At 69.6% G+C, this 19270-nt stretch carries 24 protein-coding genes; 17 read left to right on the top strand and 7 right to left on the bottom strand.

Annotated features, from left to right (window positions below):
- Positions 1-17: 17 nt before the first annotated feature.
- The 9 genes from rpsK (at position 18) to ABD235_RS33320 (ending at position 7485) form a co-directional block, all read left to right on the top strand.
- Positions 18-425 carry a 30S ribosomal protein S11 gene (gene rpsK, locus ABD235_RS33365; protein ID WP_012923659.1) on the top strand — a complete coding sequence of 136 codons (408 nt, stop codon included), beginning with the start codon at positions 18-20 and terminating at the stop codon, positions 423-425.
- A gap of 24 nt (positions 426-449) precedes the next feature.
- The gene (rpsD, locus tag ABD235_RS33360; protein WP_344181506.1) at positions 450-1058 is read left to right on the top strand and encodes a 30S ribosomal protein S4; all 609 of its coding nucleotides are present in this window, start codon (positions 450-452) and stop codon (positions 1056-1058) included.
- Between the two features lie 103 nt (positions 1059-1161).
- Positions 1162-2187, top strand: coding sequence for a DNA-directed RNA polymerase subunit alpha (locus tag ABD235_RS33355; protein ID WP_012923657.1), 1026 nt, complete (start codon positions 1162-1164; stop codon positions 2185-2187).
- A 67-nt stretch (positions 2188-2254) separates the two neighbouring features.
- On the top strand, positions 2255-2971 hold the full coding sequence (gene rplQ, locus ABD235_RS33350) for a 50S ribosomal protein L17, sunset domain variant (RefSeq protein WP_486336035.1): 717 nt from the start codon (positions 2255-2257) through the stop codon (positions 2969-2971).
- 67 nt (positions 2972-3038) lie between these two features.
- Complete coding sequence (truA, locus tag ABD235_RS33340) at positions 3039-3851, top strand: tRNA pseudouridine(38-40) synthase TruA (protein WP_344181503.1); 813 nt, start codon at positions 3039-3041, stop codon at positions 3849-3851.
- Positions 3844-4464, top strand: coding sequence for a class I SAM-dependent methyltransferase (locus ABD235_RS33335; RefSeq protein WP_344181501.1), 621 nt, complete (start codon positions 3844-3846; stop codon positions 4462-4464). The genes truA and ABD235_RS33335 overlap by 8 nt, the downstream gene beginning before the upstream one ends.
- Positions 4465-4480: 16 nt before the next feature.
- Positions 4481-4999 carry a SigE family RNA polymerase sigma factor gene (locus ABD235_RS33330; RefSeq protein WP_344181499.1) on the top strand — a complete coding sequence of 173 codons (519 nt, stop codon included), beginning with the start codon at positions 4481-4483 and terminating at the stop codon, positions 4997-4999.
- Entirely contained in the window at positions 4992-5756 is a 765-nt protein-coding gene (locus ABD235_RS33325) for a hypothetical protein (protein ID WP_344181497.1), read from the top strand. The genes ABD235_RS33330 and ABD235_RS33325 overlap by 8 nt, the downstream gene beginning before the upstream one ends.
- Positions 5757-5802: 46 nt before the next feature.
- Entirely contained in the window at positions 5803-7485 is a 1683-nt protein-coding gene (locus tag ABD235_RS33320; RefSeq protein ID WP_344181496.1) for an ABC-F family ATP-binding cassette domain-containing protein, read from the top strand.
- Here ABD235_RS33320 and ABD235_RS33315 read toward each other — a convergent pair.
- On the bottom strand, positions 7482-8477 hold the full coding sequence (locus ABD235_RS33315; protein WP_344181494.1) for a glycoside hydrolase family 18 protein: 996 nt from the start codon (positions 8475-8477) through the stop codon (positions 7482-7484). The genes ABD235_RS33320 and ABD235_RS33315 overlap by 4 nt on opposite strands.
- Before the next feature lie 35 nt (positions 8478-8512).
- Positions 8513-9061 (bottom strand): TetR/AcrR family transcriptional regulator, encoded by a 549-nt coding sequence (locus ABD235_RS33310; RefSeq protein WP_344181492.1) that lies wholly within the window; start codon positions 9059-9061, stop codon positions 8513-8515.
- A gap of 115 nt (positions 9062-9176) precedes the next feature.
- Here ABD235_RS33310 and ABD235_RS33305 point away from each other — a divergent pair, with 115 nt between their 5' ends.
- On the top strand, positions 9177-9632 hold the full coding sequence (locus ABD235_RS33305) for a nuclear transport factor 2 family protein (RefSeq protein WP_344181490.1): 456 nt from the start codon (positions 9177-9179) through the stop codon (positions 9630-9632).
- A 92-nt stretch (positions 9633-9724) separates the two neighbouring features.
- Here ABD235_RS33305 and ABD235_RS33300 read toward each other — a convergent pair whose 3' ends face one another.
- Positions 9725-11011 carry a citrate synthase gene (locus tag ABD235_RS33300; protein WP_337925876.1) on the bottom strand — a complete coding sequence of 429 codons (1287 nt, stop codon included), beginning with the start codon at positions 11009-11011 and terminating at the stop codon, positions 9725-9727.
- 279 nt (positions 11012-11290) lie between these two features.
- Between ABD235_RS33300 and rplM the strand changes: the two genes are divergently transcribed.
- The 6 genes from rplM to ABD235_RS33270 all read left to right on the top strand — a co-directional run bounded on the left by rplM (position 11291) and on the right by ABD235_RS33270 (position 14697).
- Positions 11291-11734, top strand: coding sequence for a 50S ribosomal protein L13 (gene rplM, locus ABD235_RS33295; protein ID WP_344181488.1), 444 nt, complete (start codon positions 11291-11293; stop codon positions 11732-11734).
- A 36-nt stretch (positions 11735-11770) separates the two neighbouring features.
- On the top strand, positions 11771-12292 hold the full coding sequence (gene rpsI / locus ABD235_RS33290) for a 30S ribosomal protein S9 (RefSeq protein WP_344181486.1): 522 nt from the start codon (positions 11771-11773) through the stop codon (positions 12290-12292).
- Between the two features lie 7 nt (positions 12293-12299).
- Positions 12300-13646, top strand: coding sequence for a phosphoglucosamine mutase (gene glmM, locus ABD235_RS33285; protein WP_344181484.1), 1347 nt, complete (start codon positions 12300-12302; stop codon positions 13644-13646).
- Between the two features lie 38 nt (positions 13647-13684).
- Positions 13685-14095, top strand: coding sequence for a glutaredoxin domain-containing protein (locus ABD235_RS33280; protein ID WP_344181482.1), 411 nt, complete (start codon positions 13685-13687; stop codon positions 14093-14095).
- A gap of 129 nt (positions 14096-14224) precedes the next feature.
- Entirely contained in the window at positions 14225-14530 is a 306-nt protein-coding gene (locus ABD235_RS33275; RefSeq protein WP_344181480.1) for a hypothetical protein, read from the top strand.
- On the top strand, positions 14515-14697 hold the full coding sequence (locus ABD235_RS33270; protein WP_344181478.1) for a hypothetical protein: 183 nt from the start codon (positions 14515-14517) through the stop codon (positions 14695-14697). Before ABD235_RS33275 ends, ABD235_RS33270 begins: the two co-directional genes overlap by 16 nt.
- Before the next feature lie 184 nt (positions 14698-14881).
- On the opposite strand, the gene ABD235_RS33265 is transcribed toward ABD235_RS33270, so the two are convergent.
- The 3 genes from ABD235_RS33265 to ABD235_RS33255 are packed head-to-tail and all read right to left on the bottom strand — an operon-like array spanning position 14882 to position 17121.
- Complete coding sequence (locus ABD235_RS33265) at positions 14882-15241, bottom strand: YybH family protein (protein WP_344181476.1); 360 nt, start codon at positions 15239-15241, stop codon at positions 14882-14884.
- A complete protein-coding gene (locus ABD235_RS33260; protein WP_344181474.1) occupies positions 15241-16386 on the bottom strand; it encodes a YbfB/YjiJ family MFS transporter in 1146 nt (381 codons plus the stop codon). Before ABD235_RS33260 ends, ABD235_RS33265 begins: the two co-directional genes overlap by 1 nt.
- 24 nt (positions 16387-16410) lie before the next feature.
- Positions 16411-17121 (bottom strand): SDR family NAD(P)-dependent oxidoreductase, encoded by a 711-nt coding sequence (locus ABD235_RS33255; protein WP_344181472.1) that lies wholly within the window; start codon positions 17119-17121, stop codon positions 16411-16413.
- Positions 17122-17212: 91 nt separating this feature from the next.
- Here ABD235_RS33255 and ABD235_RS33250 point away from each other — a divergent pair, with 91 nt between their 5' ends.
- Positions 17213-18118, top strand: coding sequence for a LysR family transcriptional regulator (locus ABD235_RS33250; RefSeq protein WP_344181470.1), 906 nt, complete (start codon positions 17213-17215; stop codon positions 18116-18118).
- Here the strand turns inward: ABD235_RS33250 and ABD235_RS33245 are convergent.
- On the bottom strand, positions 18092-19132 hold the full coding sequence (locus tag ABD235_RS33245; RefSeq protein ID WP_344181468.1) for a LacI family DNA-binding transcriptional regulator: 1041 nt from the start codon (positions 19130-19132) through the stop codon (positions 18092-18094). The two genes, ABD235_RS33250 and ABD235_RS33245, sit on opposite strands and share 27 nt — an antisense overlap.
- Positions 19133-19270: the final 138 nt, after the last annotated feature.

Raw genomic sequence — 19270 nt, 5'->3', positions numbered from 1 at the left:
CCAGGAGCAACTGACTTATGCCTCCCAAGAGCCGCACCGCGGCCGGCGCGAAGAAGGTGCGCCGCAAGGAGAAGAAGAACGTGGCCGCCGGCCACGCGCACATCAAGAGCACGTTCAACAACACGATCGTGACGATCACCGACCCGACCGGCGCGGTCATCTCGTGGGCTTCCGCGGGCACCGTCGGCTTCAAGGGTTCGCGCAAGTCGACCCCGTTCGCCGCGCAGATGGCCGCCGAGGCCGCCGGGCGCCGGGCGATGGAGCACGGCATGCGCAAGATCGACGTGTTCGTGAAGGGTCCCGGCTCCGGCCGTGAGACCGCGATCCGTTCGCTGGGCGCTGTCGGCCTCGAGGTCGGCACGATCCAGGACGTCACCCCGACCGCCCACAACGGCTGCCGCCCTCCCAAGCGGCGCCGGGTCTGATCCCAGGAAAGGTAGGCAGCGAAAATGGCCCGTTACACCGGACCCATGACCAAGAAGTCGCGCCGTCTCGGGGTCGACCTCGTCGGTGGCGACAAGGCGTTCGAGCGTCGTCCGTACCCGCCGGGTATGCACGGCCGCGGCCGTCCCAAGGAGAGCGAGTACCTGCTTCAGCTCCGTGAGAAGCAGAAGGCCCGTTACGCCTACGGCGTGCTCGAGAAGCAGTTCAGCCTGTACTACAAGGAAGCCTCGCGGCGTCCGGGTAAGACCGGTGACAACCTGCTGATCATCCTCGAGTCCCGCCTCGACAACGTCGTGTACCGCGCCGGTCTGGCCCGGACGCGTCGTCAGGCCCGTCAGCTCGTCGTGCACGGTCACTTCACCGTGAACGGCATCAAGGTGAACATCCCGTCGTACCGGGTCGCGGCCCACGACGTGATCGACGTCCGGGCCAAGTCGGCCGAGATGACGCCGTTCATCATCGCCCGCGAGACGCACTCGGAGCGGGTCGTCCCGGCGTGGCTCGAGGCCCTGCCGGAGCGGCTGCGGATCCTCGTGCACCAGCTGCCCACCCGGGCACAGATCGACACCCAGGTCGCAGAGCACCTGATCGTCGAGCTCTACTCGAAGAACTGATCCGCTTCCCGCCGGCGGCCTCCGGGCCGCCGGCGGGATCGGTCGTATCTCTTCTTCACCTCGCGACCTCAAATAGTGGTCGTCGCGACAAAAGGACACAGAAATGCTTATCGCACAGCGCCCCACCCTGACCGAAGAGGTCGTCGGCGAGCACCGCTCGCGGTTCGTGATCGAGCCGCTGGAGCCGGGCTTCGGCTACACCCTCGGCAACTCCATCCGCCGCACCCTGCTGTCGTCCATCCCGGGCGCCGCCGTGACCAGCATCAAGGTCGACGGCGTGCTGCACGAGTTCTCGACGGTCGCCGGGGTCAAGGAAGACGCCACCCAGCTGATCCTGAACCTCAAGGACCTGGTCGTCTCCTCCGAGCACGACGAGCCGGTCACCATGTACCTGCGCAAGCAGGGCCCCGGTGACGTCACCGCCGCCGACATCGCGCCGCCGGCCGGTGTCGAGGTGCACAACCCGGACCTGAAGATCGCCACCCTGAACGAGAAGGGCCGGCTCGAGATGGAGCTGGTCGTCGAGCGGGGCCGCGGTTACGTGTCCGCGATCCAGAACAAGTCCGCCGACGCCGAGATCGGCCGGATGCCGGTCGACTCGATCTACTCGCCGGTCCTCAAGGTGACCTACAAGGTCGAGGCGACCCGTGTCGAGCAGCGCACCGACTTCGACCGCCTCGTGGTCGACGTCGAGACCAAGCCGTCGATGCTGCCCCGCGACGCCGTCGCGTCGGCCGGTAAGACGCTGGTCGAGCTGTTCGGCCTGGCCCGTGAGCTGAACGTCGAGGCCGAGGGCATCGACATCGGCCCGTCGCCGGTCGACGAGCAGATGGCCGCCGACCTGGCCCTGCCGGTCGAGGACCTGCAGCTGACCGTCCGGTCCTACAACTGCCTCAAGCGCGAAGGCATCCACACCGTGGGTGAGCTGATCTCGCGCAGCGAGCAGGACCTGCTGGACATCCGCAACTTCGGCTCCAAGTCGATCGACGAGGTCAAGCTGAAGCTGGCCGAGATGGGCCTGTCGCTGAAGGACTCGCCTCCCGGCTTCGACCTGCGCGCCGCTGCCGAGGCCTACGGTGACGACGCCGAGGACGAGGACGAGAGCTTCGCCGAGACCGAGCAGTACTGACCTTTCGAAGGCCTCACGGCCTGTTCCCAAGGTCCGCACCCGGGCCTGAGATTTCTGGAGTTGGACAATGCCTACCCCCACCAAGGGATCCCGCCTCGGCGGCAGCCCGGCGCACGAGAAGCTGATCCTCAGCAACCTCGCGACGTCGCTGTTCGAGCACGGCGCGATCACCACGACCGCGTCGAAGGCCAAGCGCCTGCAGCCGCTGGCCGAGTCGTTCATCACCAAGGCCAAGCGCGGCGACCTGAACTCGCGCCGCCAGGTGATGAAGCGGATCAAGGACAAGAGCGTCGTGCACGTGCTGTTCACCGAGATCGGTGAGCGGTACGCCGACCGTCCGGGTGGCTACACCCGGATCATCAAGCTCGGCCCCCGCAAGGGCGACAACGCCCCCATGGTGAAGATCGAGCTGGTCGAGGCGCTGGCGGACTCGCCGAAGGCGAAGAAGGCGGCGGCCAAGAAGGCTCCGGCCAAGAAGGCCACGGCGAAGAAGACGGCCGCCAAGGCCGACGACGCGCCGGTCGCCGACGAGGTCCAGGACGAGGTCAAGGACGAGGGAGCGGTCCAGGACGTCGTCGCGGGCAAGTACGAGGGTTCGGCCGCTCCGCTGGCCGACGGCTCGGCGCCCGAGGGCTTCGACATCAAGGGCAACGAGAACTCGATGAAGTTCCACACCACCGACTCGCCGTGGTACGACCAGACCGAGGCCGAGGTCTGGTTCTCCACCGAGGAGGCGGCCGCGGCCGCCGGCTTCACCAAGGCCGGCGAGACCGAGGACAAGTAGCACCCAGTACGTCACAGCGCCCACGCACCGGTCACGGTGCGGGGGCGCTGTTGCGTTAGATTGCCCTGTGCGTTGGCGGATAGACCTGAGGTACGACGGGACCGGATTCCACGGCTGGGCCCGCCAGGACGGGCTCAGAACGGTGCAGGGCGACTTCGAGGAAGCCCTCCGGACGATCCTGCGGGCCGAGCAGGCCCCGACGGTGACCTGTGCCGGCCGGACCGACACCGGAGTCCATGCCCGCGGCCAGGTGGCCCACGTCGATCTCGACTCGGAGATGACCGCCCGCGAGCTGCTGCGCCGGCTCAACGGCGTACTGCCGCCCGACATCGCGGTGAACGCGGTCGTCGAGGCGCCCGAGGGATTCGACGCCAGGTTCTCCGCGCTGTTCCGCCGGTACGTCTACCGGATCTGCGACGACCCCGGCGGCTGGGATCCCCTGCGCAGGCAGGAAGTGCTGCGGGTCGGCCGCGCCCTGGACGTGGACCGGATGAACGAGGCCGCCCAGAAGCTGCTGGGTGAGCACGACTTCGCGGCCTTCTGCCGCAAGCGGGAGGGCGCGAGCACGGTCCGGGCGCTGCGCGAGTTCTCCTGGGCCAGGGTCGCGCCGGGACGCGTGGAGGGCACGGTGATCGCCGACGCCTTCTGCCACTCGATGGTGCGGGCGCTGGTCGGTTCGATCGTCCCCGTCGGCGACGGACGCCGTGAAGCCGACTGGCCGGCCACCGTGCTCGCGGCGCGAGTCCGCAACTCGGCGGTGACGGTTCTGCCGGCGCACGGCCTGACGCTGGAGGAAGTGCGTTACCCGGAGGACGATCAGGTGGCCGCGCGCGCGGTGGAGACGCGGCAGGTCCGTGGGGAGGTGCACCGGCGTGGCTGACCACTTCTTCTCGGAGGACCCGGCCTCGGCCGACGTACGGCGTACTGTGCAGGCCCGGATCTGGGACCGGGACTACGAGTTCACCACCGCAAGCGGCGTCTTCTCGCGCGATCGACTGGACCTCGGTACGTCGATCCTGCTGCGTGAGGTGCGTCCCTCGCCGGAGCCGCGCACCATTCTCGACCTCGGCAGCGGCTACGGGCCGATCGCCTGCGCGCTGGCGGTCGAGGTCCCCGAGGCGGTGGTCTGGGCGGTCGACGTGAACAACCGGGCGCTCGAGCTGACCGGTCTCAACGCGGCCGCCGCGGGCGTCGCCGAGCGGGTGCACGCCGTGCAGCCGGACGACGTACCGGACGACGTGGTGTTCGACGAGCTCTGGTCCAACCCGGCGATCCACATCGGCAAGCCCGAGCTGCACAAGATGCTGCTGCTCTGGTTCGGCCGGCTGAAGCCCGGGGGAGTGGGCTGGATGGTGGTCGGCAAGAACCTCGGGGGCGACTCGCTGCAGCGCTGGCTGACCGAGCAGGGCTACCCGTGCGACCGGGTGGCCAGTGCCAAGGGTTTCCGAATCCTCAAGGCGACTGCAACGAAGCAGGGCGGATCGCCGTCCTGAGGGTATGGAGGCAGCCTTGGCGGAGCCAATGACCAGTGCGCCCGCGCTCGACTTCGAGACTTTCGTCGGCGAGCGCGCCGACGCGCTGCTGCGGTTCGCCTACGTGCTGACCGGCGACAAGTCGCTGGCCGAGGACGCGGTCCAGGACGCGCTGACGACGGCCTGTGCGCGCTGGGGCCGGGTCAGCCGGGCCGACGACCCCGAGGCCTACGTCAAGCGGATGGTGGTCAACGCCCACATCTCCTGGTGGCGGCGGTTCCGCAGGCGGGAGGCGCCGGTCTCCGAGCCGGACCGGTCGGCCGCGGCCCCGGACGGTACGGCGGACCGCGCGGAGGCCGAGGCGGTCTGGGAGCTCTGCAAGACCCTGCCGGACCGACAGCGGGCCGCGGTGGTGCTGCGCTTCTACGAGGAGCTGTCGTACGCCGAGATCGGCGTGCTGCTGCACTGTGCGGAGGCGACGGCCCGGTCGCACGTGCACCGGGCGCTCGCCGTACTGAAGAAGACGCTGACCAAGGAAGGAGCCGACGATGCCTGAGTACGACGACCAGGAGCAGGAACTCGGCCCTGCCGTGGCTGACGCGTTCAAGGCCAAGGCCGACACCTCGTTCGACATGCACAGCCGGGGCCTGGCTGCCAAGGCGCGCCAGCGAGTTCGGCAACGCCGGAAGAACCTGCTGGCTGCTGCGGCCGCTGTGGTCGCGGTGGCGGTGGTCGGCGGCGGTGTGTGGACTGCGATCGGTTCGGAGTCGCCGGTGGCGACCAACAGCGCGGGCAGTGCCGACAATGCGGCGGAGGGTCCCGAGTACACCGGGGAGCAGCAGCCGCAGAAGGACACGGCCACCGGCTGCCTGCCCGAACCGGCCATCTACAGCGGGGACGCCGGTCCTTCAGCTGCCACTGGTCTCGACCTGACTGTCCGCGTGACCAGCCTGGAGGCCTGTCGGTACGGGCTGACGCCGGGCAACCAGGAGCTGCTCGGTTCCCAGAGCTTCGACGACTACGTCGCCCAGCAGGTCGTCGACGCGATCAAGGTGCTGCCCGAGCGCAACCCGGCGCTGCCGGTCTTCAAGTGCACGCCCGAGGCGGCCCGGCCGTCGGAGGCGATCGTGCTGCGGTTCACCACCGCGGCGGGCATCCGCGAGATCTGGGTCCAGTACGACGGCTGCGCGACGGCCGGATTCCTCAACGGCAGTACGACGTACGGGCTGTTCGCCGCGCCGCTCAAGCTGTTCATGACCGGCTCGGTGCGCCCGGCCGGCGGGATCTACCTGGACCACCTGAAGGGCTGGTAGGCGATAACCGTTCGCCGTCCTGTGACCCGCCCGTCAGACTGGGCGCATGGGTCACGTGGACGTCGCTGGAATCGGGTTCGAACTGCCGGACGGGCGGGTGCTGCTCGACGACATCACGTTCCGGGTCGGCGACGGCGCCAAGGTCGCGCTGGTCGGTGCGAACGGGTCCGGCAAGACGACGCTGACCAAGATCATCGCGGGCGACCTGAAGCCGCACAGCGGCAGCATCGCGCGGTCGGGCGGGCTCGGCGTGATGCGGCAGTTCGTCGGCTCGGTGCGGGACACCTCGACCGTGCGCGACCTGCTGCTCAGCGTCGCGCCGGAGGCGATCCGGACCGCCGCGGCCACGCTCGACGAGGCCGAGCTGAAGATGATGGAGGCCGACGACGAGAAGACCCAGCTGCGCTACGCCCAGGCCGTCTCGGACTGGGGCGAGGTCGGCGGGTACGACGCCGAGGTGCTCTGGGACGTCTGTACGACGGCGGCGCTCGGCATCCCGTTCGACAACTGCCGTTGGCGTGAGGTGAAGACGCTGTCGGGCGGTGAGCAGAAGCGGCTCGTGCTGGAGGCGCTGCTGCGCGGTCCGGACGAAGTGCTGATGCTGGACGAGCCGGACAACTACCTCGACGTACCGGGCAAGCGCTGGCTCGAGGAGCAGCTCAACGCGACCCCCAAGACGGTGCTCTACATCAGCCACGACCGGGAGCTGCTGGCCAACACAGCAACCCGGATCGTCACCGTCGAGCTCGGTGCGGCCGGCAACACGATCTGGACGCACGGCAGCGGCTTCAAGACCTACCACGAGGCCCGCAAGCACCGGTTCGAGCGGCTGGAGGAGCTGCGCCGCCGCTGGGACGAGGAGCACGCCAAGCTCAAGGCGCTGGTGCTGATGTACAAGACCAAGGCGGCGTACAACGACGGCCTGGCGTCGCGCTACAAGGCGGCACAGACCCGGCTGGCCAAGTTCGAGGAGGCCGGCCCGCCGCAGGCGATCCCGCGCGAGCAGAAGGTCAGCATGCGGCTCACCGGCGGCCGGACGGGCAAGCGCGCCGTCGTGGCCACCGGGCTCGAGCTGACCGGTCTGATGAAGCCGTTCGACCTGGAGGTCTGGTACGGCGAACGCGTGGCGGTGCTGGGCTCCAACGGTTCCGGCAAGTCGCACTTCCTGCGCCTGCTGGCCAACGGCGGCTCCGACCCGGACGTCGAGCACCAGCCGGTCGGCGAGGTGGAGATCCCGTCGGTCGCGCACACCGGTATGGCCAAGCTCGGTGCGCGGGTACGGCCGGGCTGGTTCGCGCAGACCCACGAGCACCCGGAGCTGGCCGGACGGACGTTGCTGGAGATCCTGCACCGCGGCGACGAGCACCGCGACGGCATGGGTCGCGAGCTGGCGTCGCGGAAGCTGGACCGGTACGAGCTGGCGCACGCGGCCGAGCAGTCCTTCGACAGCCTGTCCGGCGGTCAGCAGGCGCGTTTCCAGATCCTGCTGCTCGAGCTGTCCGGCGCGACGCTGCTGCTGCTCGACGAGCCCACCGACAACCTCGACGTCGAGTCCGCCGAGGCGCTGGAGGAGGGGCTCGACTCCTTCGACGGCACGGTCCTGGCGGTCACCCACGACCGCTGGTTCGCCCGCGACTTCGACCGCTACCTGGTCTTCGGCTCCGACGGCTCGGTCTACGAGTCGACCGAACCGGTCTGGGACGAGGGCCGCGTCGAGCGCGCTCGCTAGGGCTTGCTCACCCAGCCGGTCGTGTAGGCGTTCCAGTGGGCTTCGGTGGCGGTGAAGTCGACGTAGATCGCCAGGCCGAAGTTCTGCTTGGGTGAGGTGCCCAGGCCGAGGCGGGCGCCGCGGACCGCGGCCTCGACGGTTTCGGCCTTGCCCCAGTGGCTGGGGTTGTTCTCCCAGTACGCCGGAAGGCCCATCAGGAGGTCTACGCGGTCGGGGACGACCTCCAGGGCCAGCTGGGTCTGTTGGGCGACGTAGCCGCCGTACAGGGACTCCAGGGGCATGGCGGTGTCGTAGGACATCACCGCGATCTGCTCGACCCGGCGGGCCACCTCGGCGAAGTAGTCCTGGGACCACCACTTGCCCTCGTCGGCGATGGCCAGGGCGAGGGAGTTCACGGACCAGAGCGGGTCGATCTGGGCCGCGGCGACCGACAGCCGGACGTTGCGGGCGGCCGTGACCTGGTGGACCTGGTCCAGTACGGCGAGGAAGCCACGGGACCCGGAGTGGACCGGCTCGAAGTCGAAGTGGATGCCGTCGAAGCCCTGGTCGAGCACGGCCTCGGACGACGCCGTCACCCCGTCGCGCACGGCCTGGTCGTCCAGGTCCATGCCCGGGTTCTTGGCGGGCTGTACGACGTCGCCCAGCCAGGCCTGCACCCGTACGGCGGGAGCAGCCTTGCTCATGGCGTCGGTGAACCAGCGGGCCTTGGGGGAGACCTCTGCCAGCGGCAGGCTGCCGTCGTGCTCCAGCGGTCCGGCGTGGACGTACAGGTCGCGCACTCCGGTCGTGGAGAGGCGCTTGGCCAGCGCGGTGACGTCAGCCGCGGTCTTGCGGCCGTCCACCCAGGCATGGCCGAGCCACAGGGCGTCCCGGCCGCGGGTGAGGGCCTGCGGCGACGGGTCGCCGGTGTAGTGGAGGCGGAGCGACACGGCGTACGCCGCGAGAGGTACTGGGATCGCCAGCAGGAAGGCCAGCAGCAGGACGGTGATCACTCGGCGCCGGCGTGACCAGCGCGCCCACCGCTTCCTCACCGGCGCGGCCGCAGCCCGTCGTACAGGAGGGAGAGCATCCGGTCGCGGACCTCCACATCCAGACCGGTCGCGGTCGCGCCGCGGGAGGCTCCGACGAGCAGGGCGTACACCTCGGGGAACTGGGCGTCGGCACGGACCGCTCCGCTGCGCTGGGCCTTGACGAGCAGCTCACCGAAGGCCTGGCGCATCTCGGCGCCGGCCTGCCGGGCGTGCTCGCCAGGAGCGCTGCCGGCCGCGCCGAGTGCCTCGGCGATCGCCAGCTTGGAGCCCGCCTCCGCGACCACCTGGCTGAAGAACTCGTAGAACGCCGTACCGGGGTTGCTCGCGCCGGCCAGCTCGCGGGCGGTGTCCCGCAGCCGCTGCAGCCGCAGCGTCAGCACCGCCTCCAGCAGCTCCACCTTGGTCGGGAAGTGCCGGAAGACGGTCGCGATCCCGACCCCCGCCAGCTTCGCCACGTCGTCGGTCGAGGCGGCCGTCGACCGCCCGAACACCTGCTCGGCCGCGGTGAGGATCCGCTCCCGGTTGTCCCGCGCGTCAGCTCGCACCCGCCCACCCTCCTTCGTCCCGCACAGCGTAGGAGACGCTCGGCGACGCAATTCGGTTGTAACCGAAGTTCGCACTCCATATATTCGGAGTCGTCACTTCGTTTAGGAGCCGCTGATGACACCCACCGAGGTCTTCCTGCGCCTGGTCCACGGCGTCGCCGACGGCGACTACGCGAGCCTGCCCGGCCTGTACGCCGAACAGACCGACGTCCGGCACCCGATGGCGCCCGGCGGCGACCACCCGCTGCTCAGCCGCGACGCGCTGCGCGAGCACTTCGGCGGCACCGGCCCGCGGGTCGCCCAGGCCATCCGGTTCACGCCGGACAACGTCCGGGTGCACGAGACCGCGGACCCCGAGGTGATCGTCGCCGAGTTCGAGTACGCCGGGACGCGGACCGCCGACGGCGCGTCGTTCCGGGTGCCGTGCGTCTTCGTCCTGCGGGTGCGGGACGGGCAGATCGTCGAGTCCCGCGACTACGTCGACCACGTCGCGATGGCGCGGGCCCGCGGAACGCTCGACCAGGTCTTCGCCGCGGCCCGGGAACCGCGCGGCCCGGTGGCTGCGTCGTAGTCGGCAGAAGCGCACAACGGCCCCGGTCCGCGGCAGAGTTGCCGGGCCGGGGCCGTCCCAATTCCCTTGCCGGGAAGGGGGTCAGGTGCTGATCAGCGGTCGCCCATCGGGACGTAGTCGATGCCGCGGGCGCCGGTGTAGATCTGCTTCGGGCGGGCGATCTTCTGGTCGCTGTCGCCGAGGCTCTCCAGCCACTGGGCCAGCCAGCCCGAGGTGCGCGGGATGGCGAACAGCACGGTGAACATCTCCGGCGGGAACTGCAGGGCCTCGTAGATCAGGCCGGAGTAGAAGTCCACGTTCGGGTAGAGCTTGCGGGAGACGAAGTACTCGTCCTCCAGCGCGATCTTCTCCAGCTCGACGGCGATCTTCAGCAGCGGGTTGATGCCCGTCACCTCGAACACGTCGTCGGCGGCCTTCTTGATGATCTTGGCGCGCGGGTCGTAGTTCTTGTAGACCCGGTGGCCGAAGCCCATCAGCCGCTCTTCGCCGTTCTTGACGCCCTCGATGAACGACGGGACGTTGTCGACGGTGCCGATCCGGCGCAGCATCTTCAGCACGGCCTCGTTGGCGCCGCCGTGCAGCGGGCCGTAGAGGGCGGCGATGCCGCCGGTGACGGCGCTGTACGGGTCGACCTGGGTCGAGCCGATCGCCCGCACCGCGTTGGTGGAGGCGTTCTGCTCGTGGTCGGCGTGCAGGATGAACAGGATCTCCAGCGCGCGCACCAGACGGTCGTCGGCGGCGTACTTGGGCTCGCTCATCTTGAACAGCATCGACAGGAAGTTCGCCGCGTAGCTGAGCTCGTTGTCGGGGTAGACGTACGGCTTGCCCTGCGCGTGGCGGTAGGCGAACGCGCCGAGCGTCGGCATCTTCGCGATCAGCCGGCGGATCTGCAGCGCCCGCGACTGCTCGTCGAAGATCTCCCGCGACTCGGGGTAGAACGTCGACAGCGCGCCGACCGAGGCCAGCAGCATGCCCATCGGGTGGGCGTCGTACCGGAAGCCCTGCATGAAGGTCTTCAGGTTCTCGTGCACGAACGTGTGATACGTCACGTCGTGCGCCCAGCCCTCGTACTCGGCCTTGTTCGGCAGCTTGCCGTTGACCAGCAGGTAGGCGACCTCGAGGTAGTTCGACTGCTCGGCGAGCTGCTCGATCGGGTAGCCGCGGTACTCCAGGATGCCCTTGTCACCGTCGATGAAGGTGACCGAGGAGCGGGTCGAGGCGGTGTTGACGAAGCCGGGGTCGTAGGTGGCCAGGCCACCGTCTCCGTCGGTAGCGCTGATCTGCTTGAGATCTGCGGCACGGATGGTGCCGTCGGTGATGGCAAGGTCGTAGTCCTTGCCGGTCCGGTTGTCCCGGACGGTGAGCGACTGTTCGGTCACGGTGCCCTCTTCGGAAGCTGGCGTCATCGCCGGTGCCAGTGAGGGTGATCGTCAGCGGCGGGACGCGGTTCGGACTTCTGTTCTTCACCGCTAAACTAGTGCGGTCGGAGTTCGGTTCCAACCCGGGGTCCCCGGGCCGTTCACGCTCACTTTGACCCCGACGTGCCACCGCCGGTATTCTGGGCTGCTGTTGTGCGTTCCAGGTCTGCACCGGTCCCGGTGATACCGCTCGCCGACGTCCTATTTTTGTCAACCTCTGAGAAACGAAGGTCAACGACCGTGCGCACGTACAGCCCGAAGCCTGCTGACGTCACCCGTGAGTGGCACGTGATCGACGCCACCGACGTCACGCTCGGTCGGCTCGCCGTCCAGATCGCAATTCTTCTGCGTGGCAAGCACAAGCCGACCTTCGCCCCGCACGTCGACGGTGGCGACTTCGTCGTCGTCGTCAACGCGTCCAAGATCGCCCTGTCCGGCAGCAAGCGGACGGACAAGCTGGCCTACCGCCACTCGGGTCACCCGGGCGGTCTGACGGCCACCCCGATCGGCGAGATCCTGGACAAGGACCCCCGTAAGGCCGTCGAGAAGGCTGTCTGGGGCATGCTGCCGAAGAACCGCCTGAGCCGGAAGCTGCTCACCAAGCTGAAGGTGTACGCCGGTCCGGAGCACCCGCACGCGGCCCAGCAGGCGAAGCCGTTCGAGATCACCCAGATCGCCCAGTAGAGCGATCGACGAGCCAGGTAAACGAGGATTTCCAGCGTGAGCGACGTCACCACCAACGAGACCGAGACCGACCTTGAGGTCCCCATCGACACCGAGGGCCCGGTCGCGTACACCTCCGAGACGAACCCGAGCCCGGAGCAGCGCGCCGAGTCCGGCCGCGTCGCGGTGATCAACCCGGCCGGCGCGACCGGCCGCCGTAAGGAGGCCGTCGCTCGCGTCCGCCTCATCCCCGGCACCGGCAACATCACCGTCAACGGCAAGCCGATCGACGTGTACTTCCCGAACAAGGTTCACCAGCAGCACGTGAACGAGCCGTTCGTGGTCGCCGGTCTCGAGGGCTCCTACGACGTCATCGCCCGGATCAACGGCGGTGGCATCACCGGTCAGGCCGGCGCCCTGCAGCTGGGCATCGCCCGCTGCCTGAACGCCGCTGACGAGGAGGCGAACCGCCCGGGTCTGAAGAAGGCCGGTCTGCTCAGCCGCGACGCGCGGATCAAGGAGCGCAAGAAGGCCGGTCTCAAGAAGGCCCGTAAGGCTCCGCAGTACAGCAAGCGCTGATCACCTGATGGCGCGTTTGTTCGGCACGGACGGCGTCCGTGGCCTGGCGAACGTGGACCTGACCGCGGAGCTGGCGCTCGACCTCTCGGTCGCCGCCGCTCACGTACTCGGCGAGGCCGGTGCCTTCGAAGGGCACCGGCCACGCGCCGTTGTGGGCCGGGATCCGCGTGCCAGTGGTGAGTTCCTGGAAGCCGCCGTCGTGGCCGGTCTGGCCAGCGCCGGCGTCGACGTCTTCAAGCTCGGCGTACTGCCGACCCCCGCGGTCGCGTACCTGACCGGTTCCACCGGTGCCGACCTGGGTGTGATGTTGTCGGCCAGCCACAACCCGATGCCGGACAACGGCATCAAGTTCCTGGCCCGCGGCGGGATCAAGCTCGACGACCCGATCGAGGACGCCATCGAAGCCCGGATGGGCGAGGAGTGGCAGCGCCCGACCGGCAAGGCCGTCGGGCGGGTGCTCGACGACGGCCAGGGCTTCGAGACCTACGTAGCGCACCTGGTCCGGTCCGCGCCCAACCGGTTCGACGGCCTCAAGGTCGTGATCGACTGCGCGAACGGTGCCGCGTCCCTGACGGCACCGGAAGCCCTGCGGCGCCTCGGCGCCGAGGTGATCACGTACGCCGCCAGCCCGGACGGCCTGAACATCAACCTCGAGTGCGGCTCCACCCACATGGAGGGGCTGCGCCGCGAGGTGATCGGGCACGGCGCCGATCTCGGCATCGCGCTCGACGGCGACGCCGACCGGTGCCTGGCGATCGACGACACCGGCGAGTTCGTGGACGGCGACCAGATCCTCGCCGTCCTGGCCCTGGCGATGCGCGACAGCGGGCGGTTGACCAACGACACCGTCGTCGCGACCGTGATGAGCAACCTCGGCTTCGTCCAGGCGATGGTCCGCGAGCAGATCGCGGTCGAGCAGACCAAGGTCGGCGACCGGTACGTGCTGGAGGCGATGAAGGCCGGCGGCCACAAGCTGGGCGGTGAGCAGTCCGGGCACGTGATCCTGTCCGACCACGCCACCACCGGCGACGGCACGCTGACCGCCGTCATGCTGCTGGCCCGGGTCGCCTCGACCGGCAAGTCGTTGCGTGAGCTGGCCGCCGTGATGACGCGGCTGCCGCAGGTCCTGGTCAACGTCCCGAACGTCGACAAGACCCGTGCCGGCACCGACCCGACCGTGCAGTCCGCCGTCACCGAGGCCACCCGGCGTCTCGGCGACACCGGCCGCGTGCTGCTCCGCCCGTCCGGCACCGAGCCGCTCGTCCGGGTGATGGTCGAGGCCGAGTCCTCGGACACCGCCCACGACGTGGCGCACTCGCTGGCGGACGTTGTCGCGAGCGCACTGAAGCTCTGAGCCCGATGCGACGCCCCGGCGTACTCCGAACGTGGGGTATGGCCGGGGCGTTTCTCTTGGTCGGGCTGCTGACGTCGGGGAGCCAGTTCCTCGCGGGGCGGGCGCTGCTCGGGCTCTTCGAGCTGGTCGCCTTCGTAGCTGTGGGGATTGTCCTGTCGCCGTTGGCGTTTCCCCGTCCGACGACAGCCGCCGAGGCTTCGCGCCTGGCCGCCGTCGACGGTCGGCCGATCATCTACTGGCGGCCGGGGTGCTCGTACTGCCTGCGCCTACGCCGCAAGCTCGGCCGCCGCGCGCGTACGGCGTACTGGGTGAACATCTGGTCCGACCCGGCCGGCGCCGCCGCGGTCCGCGCGATCACCGGCGGAGACGAGACCGTCCCCACCGTGGTCGTGGGCAACGAGCAACGAGTCAACCCCGATCCCCGCTGGGTCCGCGAGCAACTCGCCTGACGCCCGGCGAGCGGAGGTCCGCAGGCGGCCGAAGGACCTCCGCACGCTGCGGAAACCTGCCCCGAGGTGCCCCTGAATGCCCTGGGCACGTCGCCGCCGAATACGTGACGCACGCTGCAGGATCCGAGGATGCCCAGCCCTGCCGCCGATCCGAGCCCGCTGGCCTGGCTCGACGAGTCGATCGTCACCACCCGTCCCGGAGCCGAGGGGACGTACACAATGGCGGCGGTCGTCACCGCTGCCGAGTGCGAGGACCTACGCCGCACCGCCCGCGACCTGTCGATCCGTCCCGGCGTACGCCTGCACTGGGTGACGGAGTCGGTCAAGCGCCGGGACCGCATCGCCGCCATGATCGCGACCCTCGATGTGCGGGCGATTGTCGCGGTCGGAGCGCCGATGGCGAGCGTGACAAGGGGCTGGTGTCCAAGGAGCTGAAGGTCGCCTTTGCCAGGCCGGTCGAGGAGCCGATGCTGTGGTTGCCCGATGCGGTCGCGGGTGCGGTGACGGCGGCGGTGCTCGGGGATCAGCGGTGGGTGGATCAGTTGGCCGGGGTGATCACGCGGTACGACGGGTGGTGCGGTGAGCAGTCAGCTCCGGGTTGAACTCAGTGTCGCGCCGTCGGCCGGCCCTGGAAAGCGCGAAAGCTGGGGCCCGTCGTTCCGGCGGGATGCCCAGCTTCACTTCTCTCCAAGCAGCACCTGGGGAGCTGGTTCAAGCCTTGCACATCTGGTGGTGTCTGTCAGGCGAATCCGTGATCTGCCCCGTGGTGCCCGGGGATCTGCCCGATTACGGCAACAACGACACCTGGTAGTGGGTGATCTGCCAGGCTTCTGGGGTCTTCTTGAGGAGGAGGGCGAGGTTGACGGTCTTGGTGGGGCGGTCCACGAAAGCGAAGTCGACGGTGAGGTAGCCGAGGATCAGGTCGTCGGTCAGTTGGCGGGTTTCGAGGACCGTGTAGTCGGCGGTCATGCCGAGGGGCTGGGCGGCGTAGTACTCGGCTACGCCTTCGGGGCCGACCGAGTACGGGTGGAGGCCCTGGAAGATGGCGTCGGGGGTGAAGTACGACGCGACCAGCTTCGGGTCGTGGGCGTTGACGGCGGCGCGCCACTGGTTGGCGACGGTGGTGAGGATGTCGGTGGTGCTCATCAGGACTCCTGGTTTGTGAGGAAGGTGGCTGTGGTTGCTGCCAGGGCGACCAGTGCGGCGCCCAGCAGGAGGGGAAGGCGGTAGCCGTTGTGGAGCAACGGGTTGACGGCGAGCGGGCCCAGGACCTGGCCGATGCTGTAGCCGGTGGTGAGGATGGCGACCGCGCGGGGGATGCGGAGTTCGGCTCCGATGGCGAGGACCGTGGTGTTGATGCCGAGGAACGTGGCGCCGAACAGGGCGGCCGAGAGCAGGGCCGGTACGACGCCGCCGAGGACTGCGGGCAGGGCGATGCCGAAGGACTGCAGCACGAGGGCGGAGACCAGCAGGCCGCGGCGCGAGTGCTTGTGGCTCAGCCAGGCCCAGAAGGCTGACGACGGCAGCGCTGCCAGGCCGACGAGGATCCAGGCCGCCGTGCCGGCGTGGCCGGGGACGGACTGGTCGATCGCGGCCACCAGGAACGTTCCGGCGATGATGTAGCCGACGCCTTCGAGCGAGTAGCTGGTGAGGGCGACGGCGAATGATCGCCGTCCGGCCGGCGTTGGTCGGGGCTGTCGATGGGTGGCTGGGGGAGTTGCTGCCGGGAGGCGCCAGGCGATGGCAGTCAGTACGGCGGCCAGCGCGGTCGCCGTCCACCAGGCCTGCTGCCACGTGTGGACGGCCAGTACGGCGACGCCGGACAGGGCGATGCCCGCGCCGACGCCGCCGATGGACCAGCCGACCAGGTGCGGCGACAAGGTGGTCAGCATCGTGGTGGACGCGCCGACGAAGATCAGCGCGCTGGCGACACCGGCCAGGAGGCGGAGCGCCGGCCACCAGGTGGTTGCCGTTGGCATCAAAGCCAGCGTGGCGACCAGGACGACCAGCGCGGCGCGGAGGACGAGCCGGGACCGCACCAGCGGGGGCGCGGCGATGGTGATCACCGCGCCGAGCAGGTAACCGAGGTAGTTCGCGGTCGCCAGGCCCGCGCCGACCCGCGGTGACAGCTGCATCAGCGGCAGGATCGGCGTGTAGACGAATCGCCCGACCCCCATGCCGGCCGCCAGTGCAGCCGCGCCCTGGCCGGCCAGTCCCCAGCCGGCCGTGGGCTGCCGAAGCCTGCCGGCGGCCGAAGCCTGCCGACGGCCGGGCAGCGACATGGGGGTCATCACGGTTCTCCTCAGGGAGACTGGTCAGTGGCCGGCGCTCTGGCCGCCGTCGACGTGGAGGAGGGCGCCGGTGACGAACGGGGCGTTCTCCAGGTAGGTGACGGCGTCCACCACGTCCGCGATCGCGCCGATCCGGCCCACCGGGTGCAGGGTCGCCAGCGCGGCGTGCGTCTCCGGGGCGTGCATCGGCGTCTGGATGATGCCGAGGGCAACGGTGTTGGAGCGGATCCCGCGACCGGCGTACTCGATCGCCAGCGACTTGCTCGCCGCGTTCAGCCCACCCTTGGTCAGCGAGGCCAGCACCGACGGTACGGCGGTGTTCGCGTGGTCCACCAGCGCCGTCGAGATGTTCACCAGGTGGCCGCCGCCGAACTCCAGCATCGCCTTGATCGCCTGCTGGGTGACCTCGAAGAAGCCGCGCAGGTTCACCCCGGTGACCAGGTCGAAGTCCTCGTCGGTGTACTCGGTGAACGGCTTGGCGACGAAGACGCCGGCGTTGTTGACCAGCGTGTCGACCCGTCCGAACTCGGCCAGCGCGGCCTCGACGATCCGGGTTCCGGTGCCGGGGGCGGCGATGTCGCCGGGCACGGTCACGACCATCGGGTCACCGGAGCGTCCGATCGAGCGCGAGTTGGCGACCACGGCGTACCCGAGCTTGCGGTACGCCGTCACCAGCCCCTCGCCGATGCCCTGCGACGCGCCCGTGACGATTGCTACTTTCTGCGTGTTGTCCATGTCTTGAGCGTCGCTCGCCGGACGGCGTTTCCGAACGACCGAGTTCCTCTCTGCTGGGAGGCCGAAGCTCACAGCGCCGTACGATCAGCAGGTGGAGTTGCGTCAGTTGCGGTACTTCGTCGCGGTGGCCGAGGAGCTCAACTTCGGCCGGGCCGCCGCGCGCCTGCTGATCGCGGGGCCGTCGCTGTCCCAGCAGATCAAGTCGCTGGAGCGCGACCTCGGGGTCAAGCTGTTCGAGCGCGACCGGCGCTCGGTCACGCTCACGCCGTCCGGTGAGGCCCTGCTGCCGAAGACCCGTGAGCTGCTCGAGCAGGCCGACGCGTTACGCCGTACGGCGGCCGGCCTGGACGGCGCGGACTGCGTCCGGCTCGGGTACGTCAGCTGGTACCCCAAAGACCTGGTGACGCGGACGACCGGAGTCGCGCACCTGGTCGTCGATCCGTGGGTGATGCCGTCGCACACCCAGGCGAGCCGGGTCGCCGACGGCAGCATCGACCTGGCGATCTGCTGGGTCCGGACCGACGACCTCCAGGAGCAGGGCCTGACCGCCCGGCTGATCGGCGTCGACCGGCTCTTCGCGTTGAGCGCTCGCCCTGGGACGAAGCCGGTGAAGGCCGAGCAGGCGGTGGTCCTGGTGGACGACGGCAGCGCCGCCTGGTCGTCCTGGAACCTGTACGCCGAGGAGTTCGCGGCCGCGACCGGCGCGACGGTCGAGCGCATCGACGACGAGGGCATCACCGGCCCGGCGTTCTTCGAGCACGTCCGCCGGTTGCGCCGGCCGGTGCTCAGCTCGCCGAAACGGACCGGGATCTCGCTGCCGCCCGATCTGGTCCAGCGGCAGGTCGACCGGCCGACGCCGTACTGGACGTGGTCGCTGGTCTCGCGGGAGAGCGAGACCAGGCCGTCAGTCCTGGCCGCGATCGAGGCGCTGACCCAGGACGTGCAGACGATCGACGATCCGGACGGGTGGCTACCGGCCGCCGATCCCTTCCGCTGAAGCCGACCGAGGCCGGCCCACCGACTCTCCAGGAACGAGCTTGGCGGGCACCAGCTGCGGCGGAAGCGGCGCGGCTCCTTCCAGATGCCGAATGAGCGACTGCGTGCCGAGCCGCCCAAGCTCCGGACCAGGCGTCCGCATGATCGTGAGCTCCGGATTACTCATGGCCGCGGTCTCCGGGACCATCAGCAACGGAAGCACCGACAAGTCGCCGGGCACGTCCCGCCCCAGCCGTTGCAGACCGGCGGTGACCCCCAGGGCGGCGAACTCGTTCATCACCAGCACCGCCGTCGTCCCAGGGTGGTCGCGCACGATCTGAGCCGCGGCCTCGTGGCCCGCGCGCGTCGTGTCCGAGCACTCGACGACGACGATCTCCAGCCGGTGCTCGGCCGCGATCCGCCGGTACGCGTCGCCGATCCGCACCCACGGGCCGTAGGCGTGGAAGCGCGGGTCGTCCAGATCGCCCGAGACCAGCACCAGCTGCCGATGCCCGAGGTCGTACAAGTGGGCAACGGCGTCCGCGACCGTGGTGTCGAAGTCGATGTCCACGTGGGTCAGGCCCTCGAGCTCGGTCGTCCGCCCGATCATCGCGAACGGCGTACCGGTCTCTCGCAGTACGCCGACCCGCGCGTCGTCCAGCTGGACCTCCATCAGCACGACCCCGTCGACCAGCCCCTGGCCGAGCAGCTCGCGCAGTTCGACGCCGTCGTTGCCGACCGGCCAGAGCACCAGGTGGTAGTCGTCCTCGCGCGCCGCCTCGGCCGCGCTGGTGAAGAACTCCGCCGTCGACGTCCCGAACTTGTGCTCCAACGCGGGGTACGCCATCGCGATGATGTGCGTCCGGCGACTGGCCAGCGCCCGCGCGACCACGTTGCGCCGGTAGCCGAGGTCGGCCATCGCCTGCTCGATCCGCGCCCGGGTCGCGGCGGCGACCGGTTTGGTGTCGTTCAGCAGGAACGACACGGTCGCGATCGACACCCCCGCGCGGTCCGCGACTTCCTGCATCGTCGCCATCGATGCGCCCCCTCGAACTCTTGACAGCAGTGTGACCCAAGGAACATAGTCCTTGGAATCTCAGTTAAGCGCTTTACCGTCCGCCCGGCAAGCACTGGCAACCAGCCCCGCGGCCGTGGTCGAGCGCTTCGATCGTCG

It is taken from the genome of Kribbella lupini (genome assembly GCF_039529595.1).
Classification (GTDB): Bacteria; Actinomycetota; Actinomycetes; order Propionibacteriales; family Kribbellaceae; genus Kribbella; species Kribbella lupini.
Note: the sequence above shows the minus strand (reverse complement) of the source record. Positions and strands in the feature narration are given on the sequence as shown.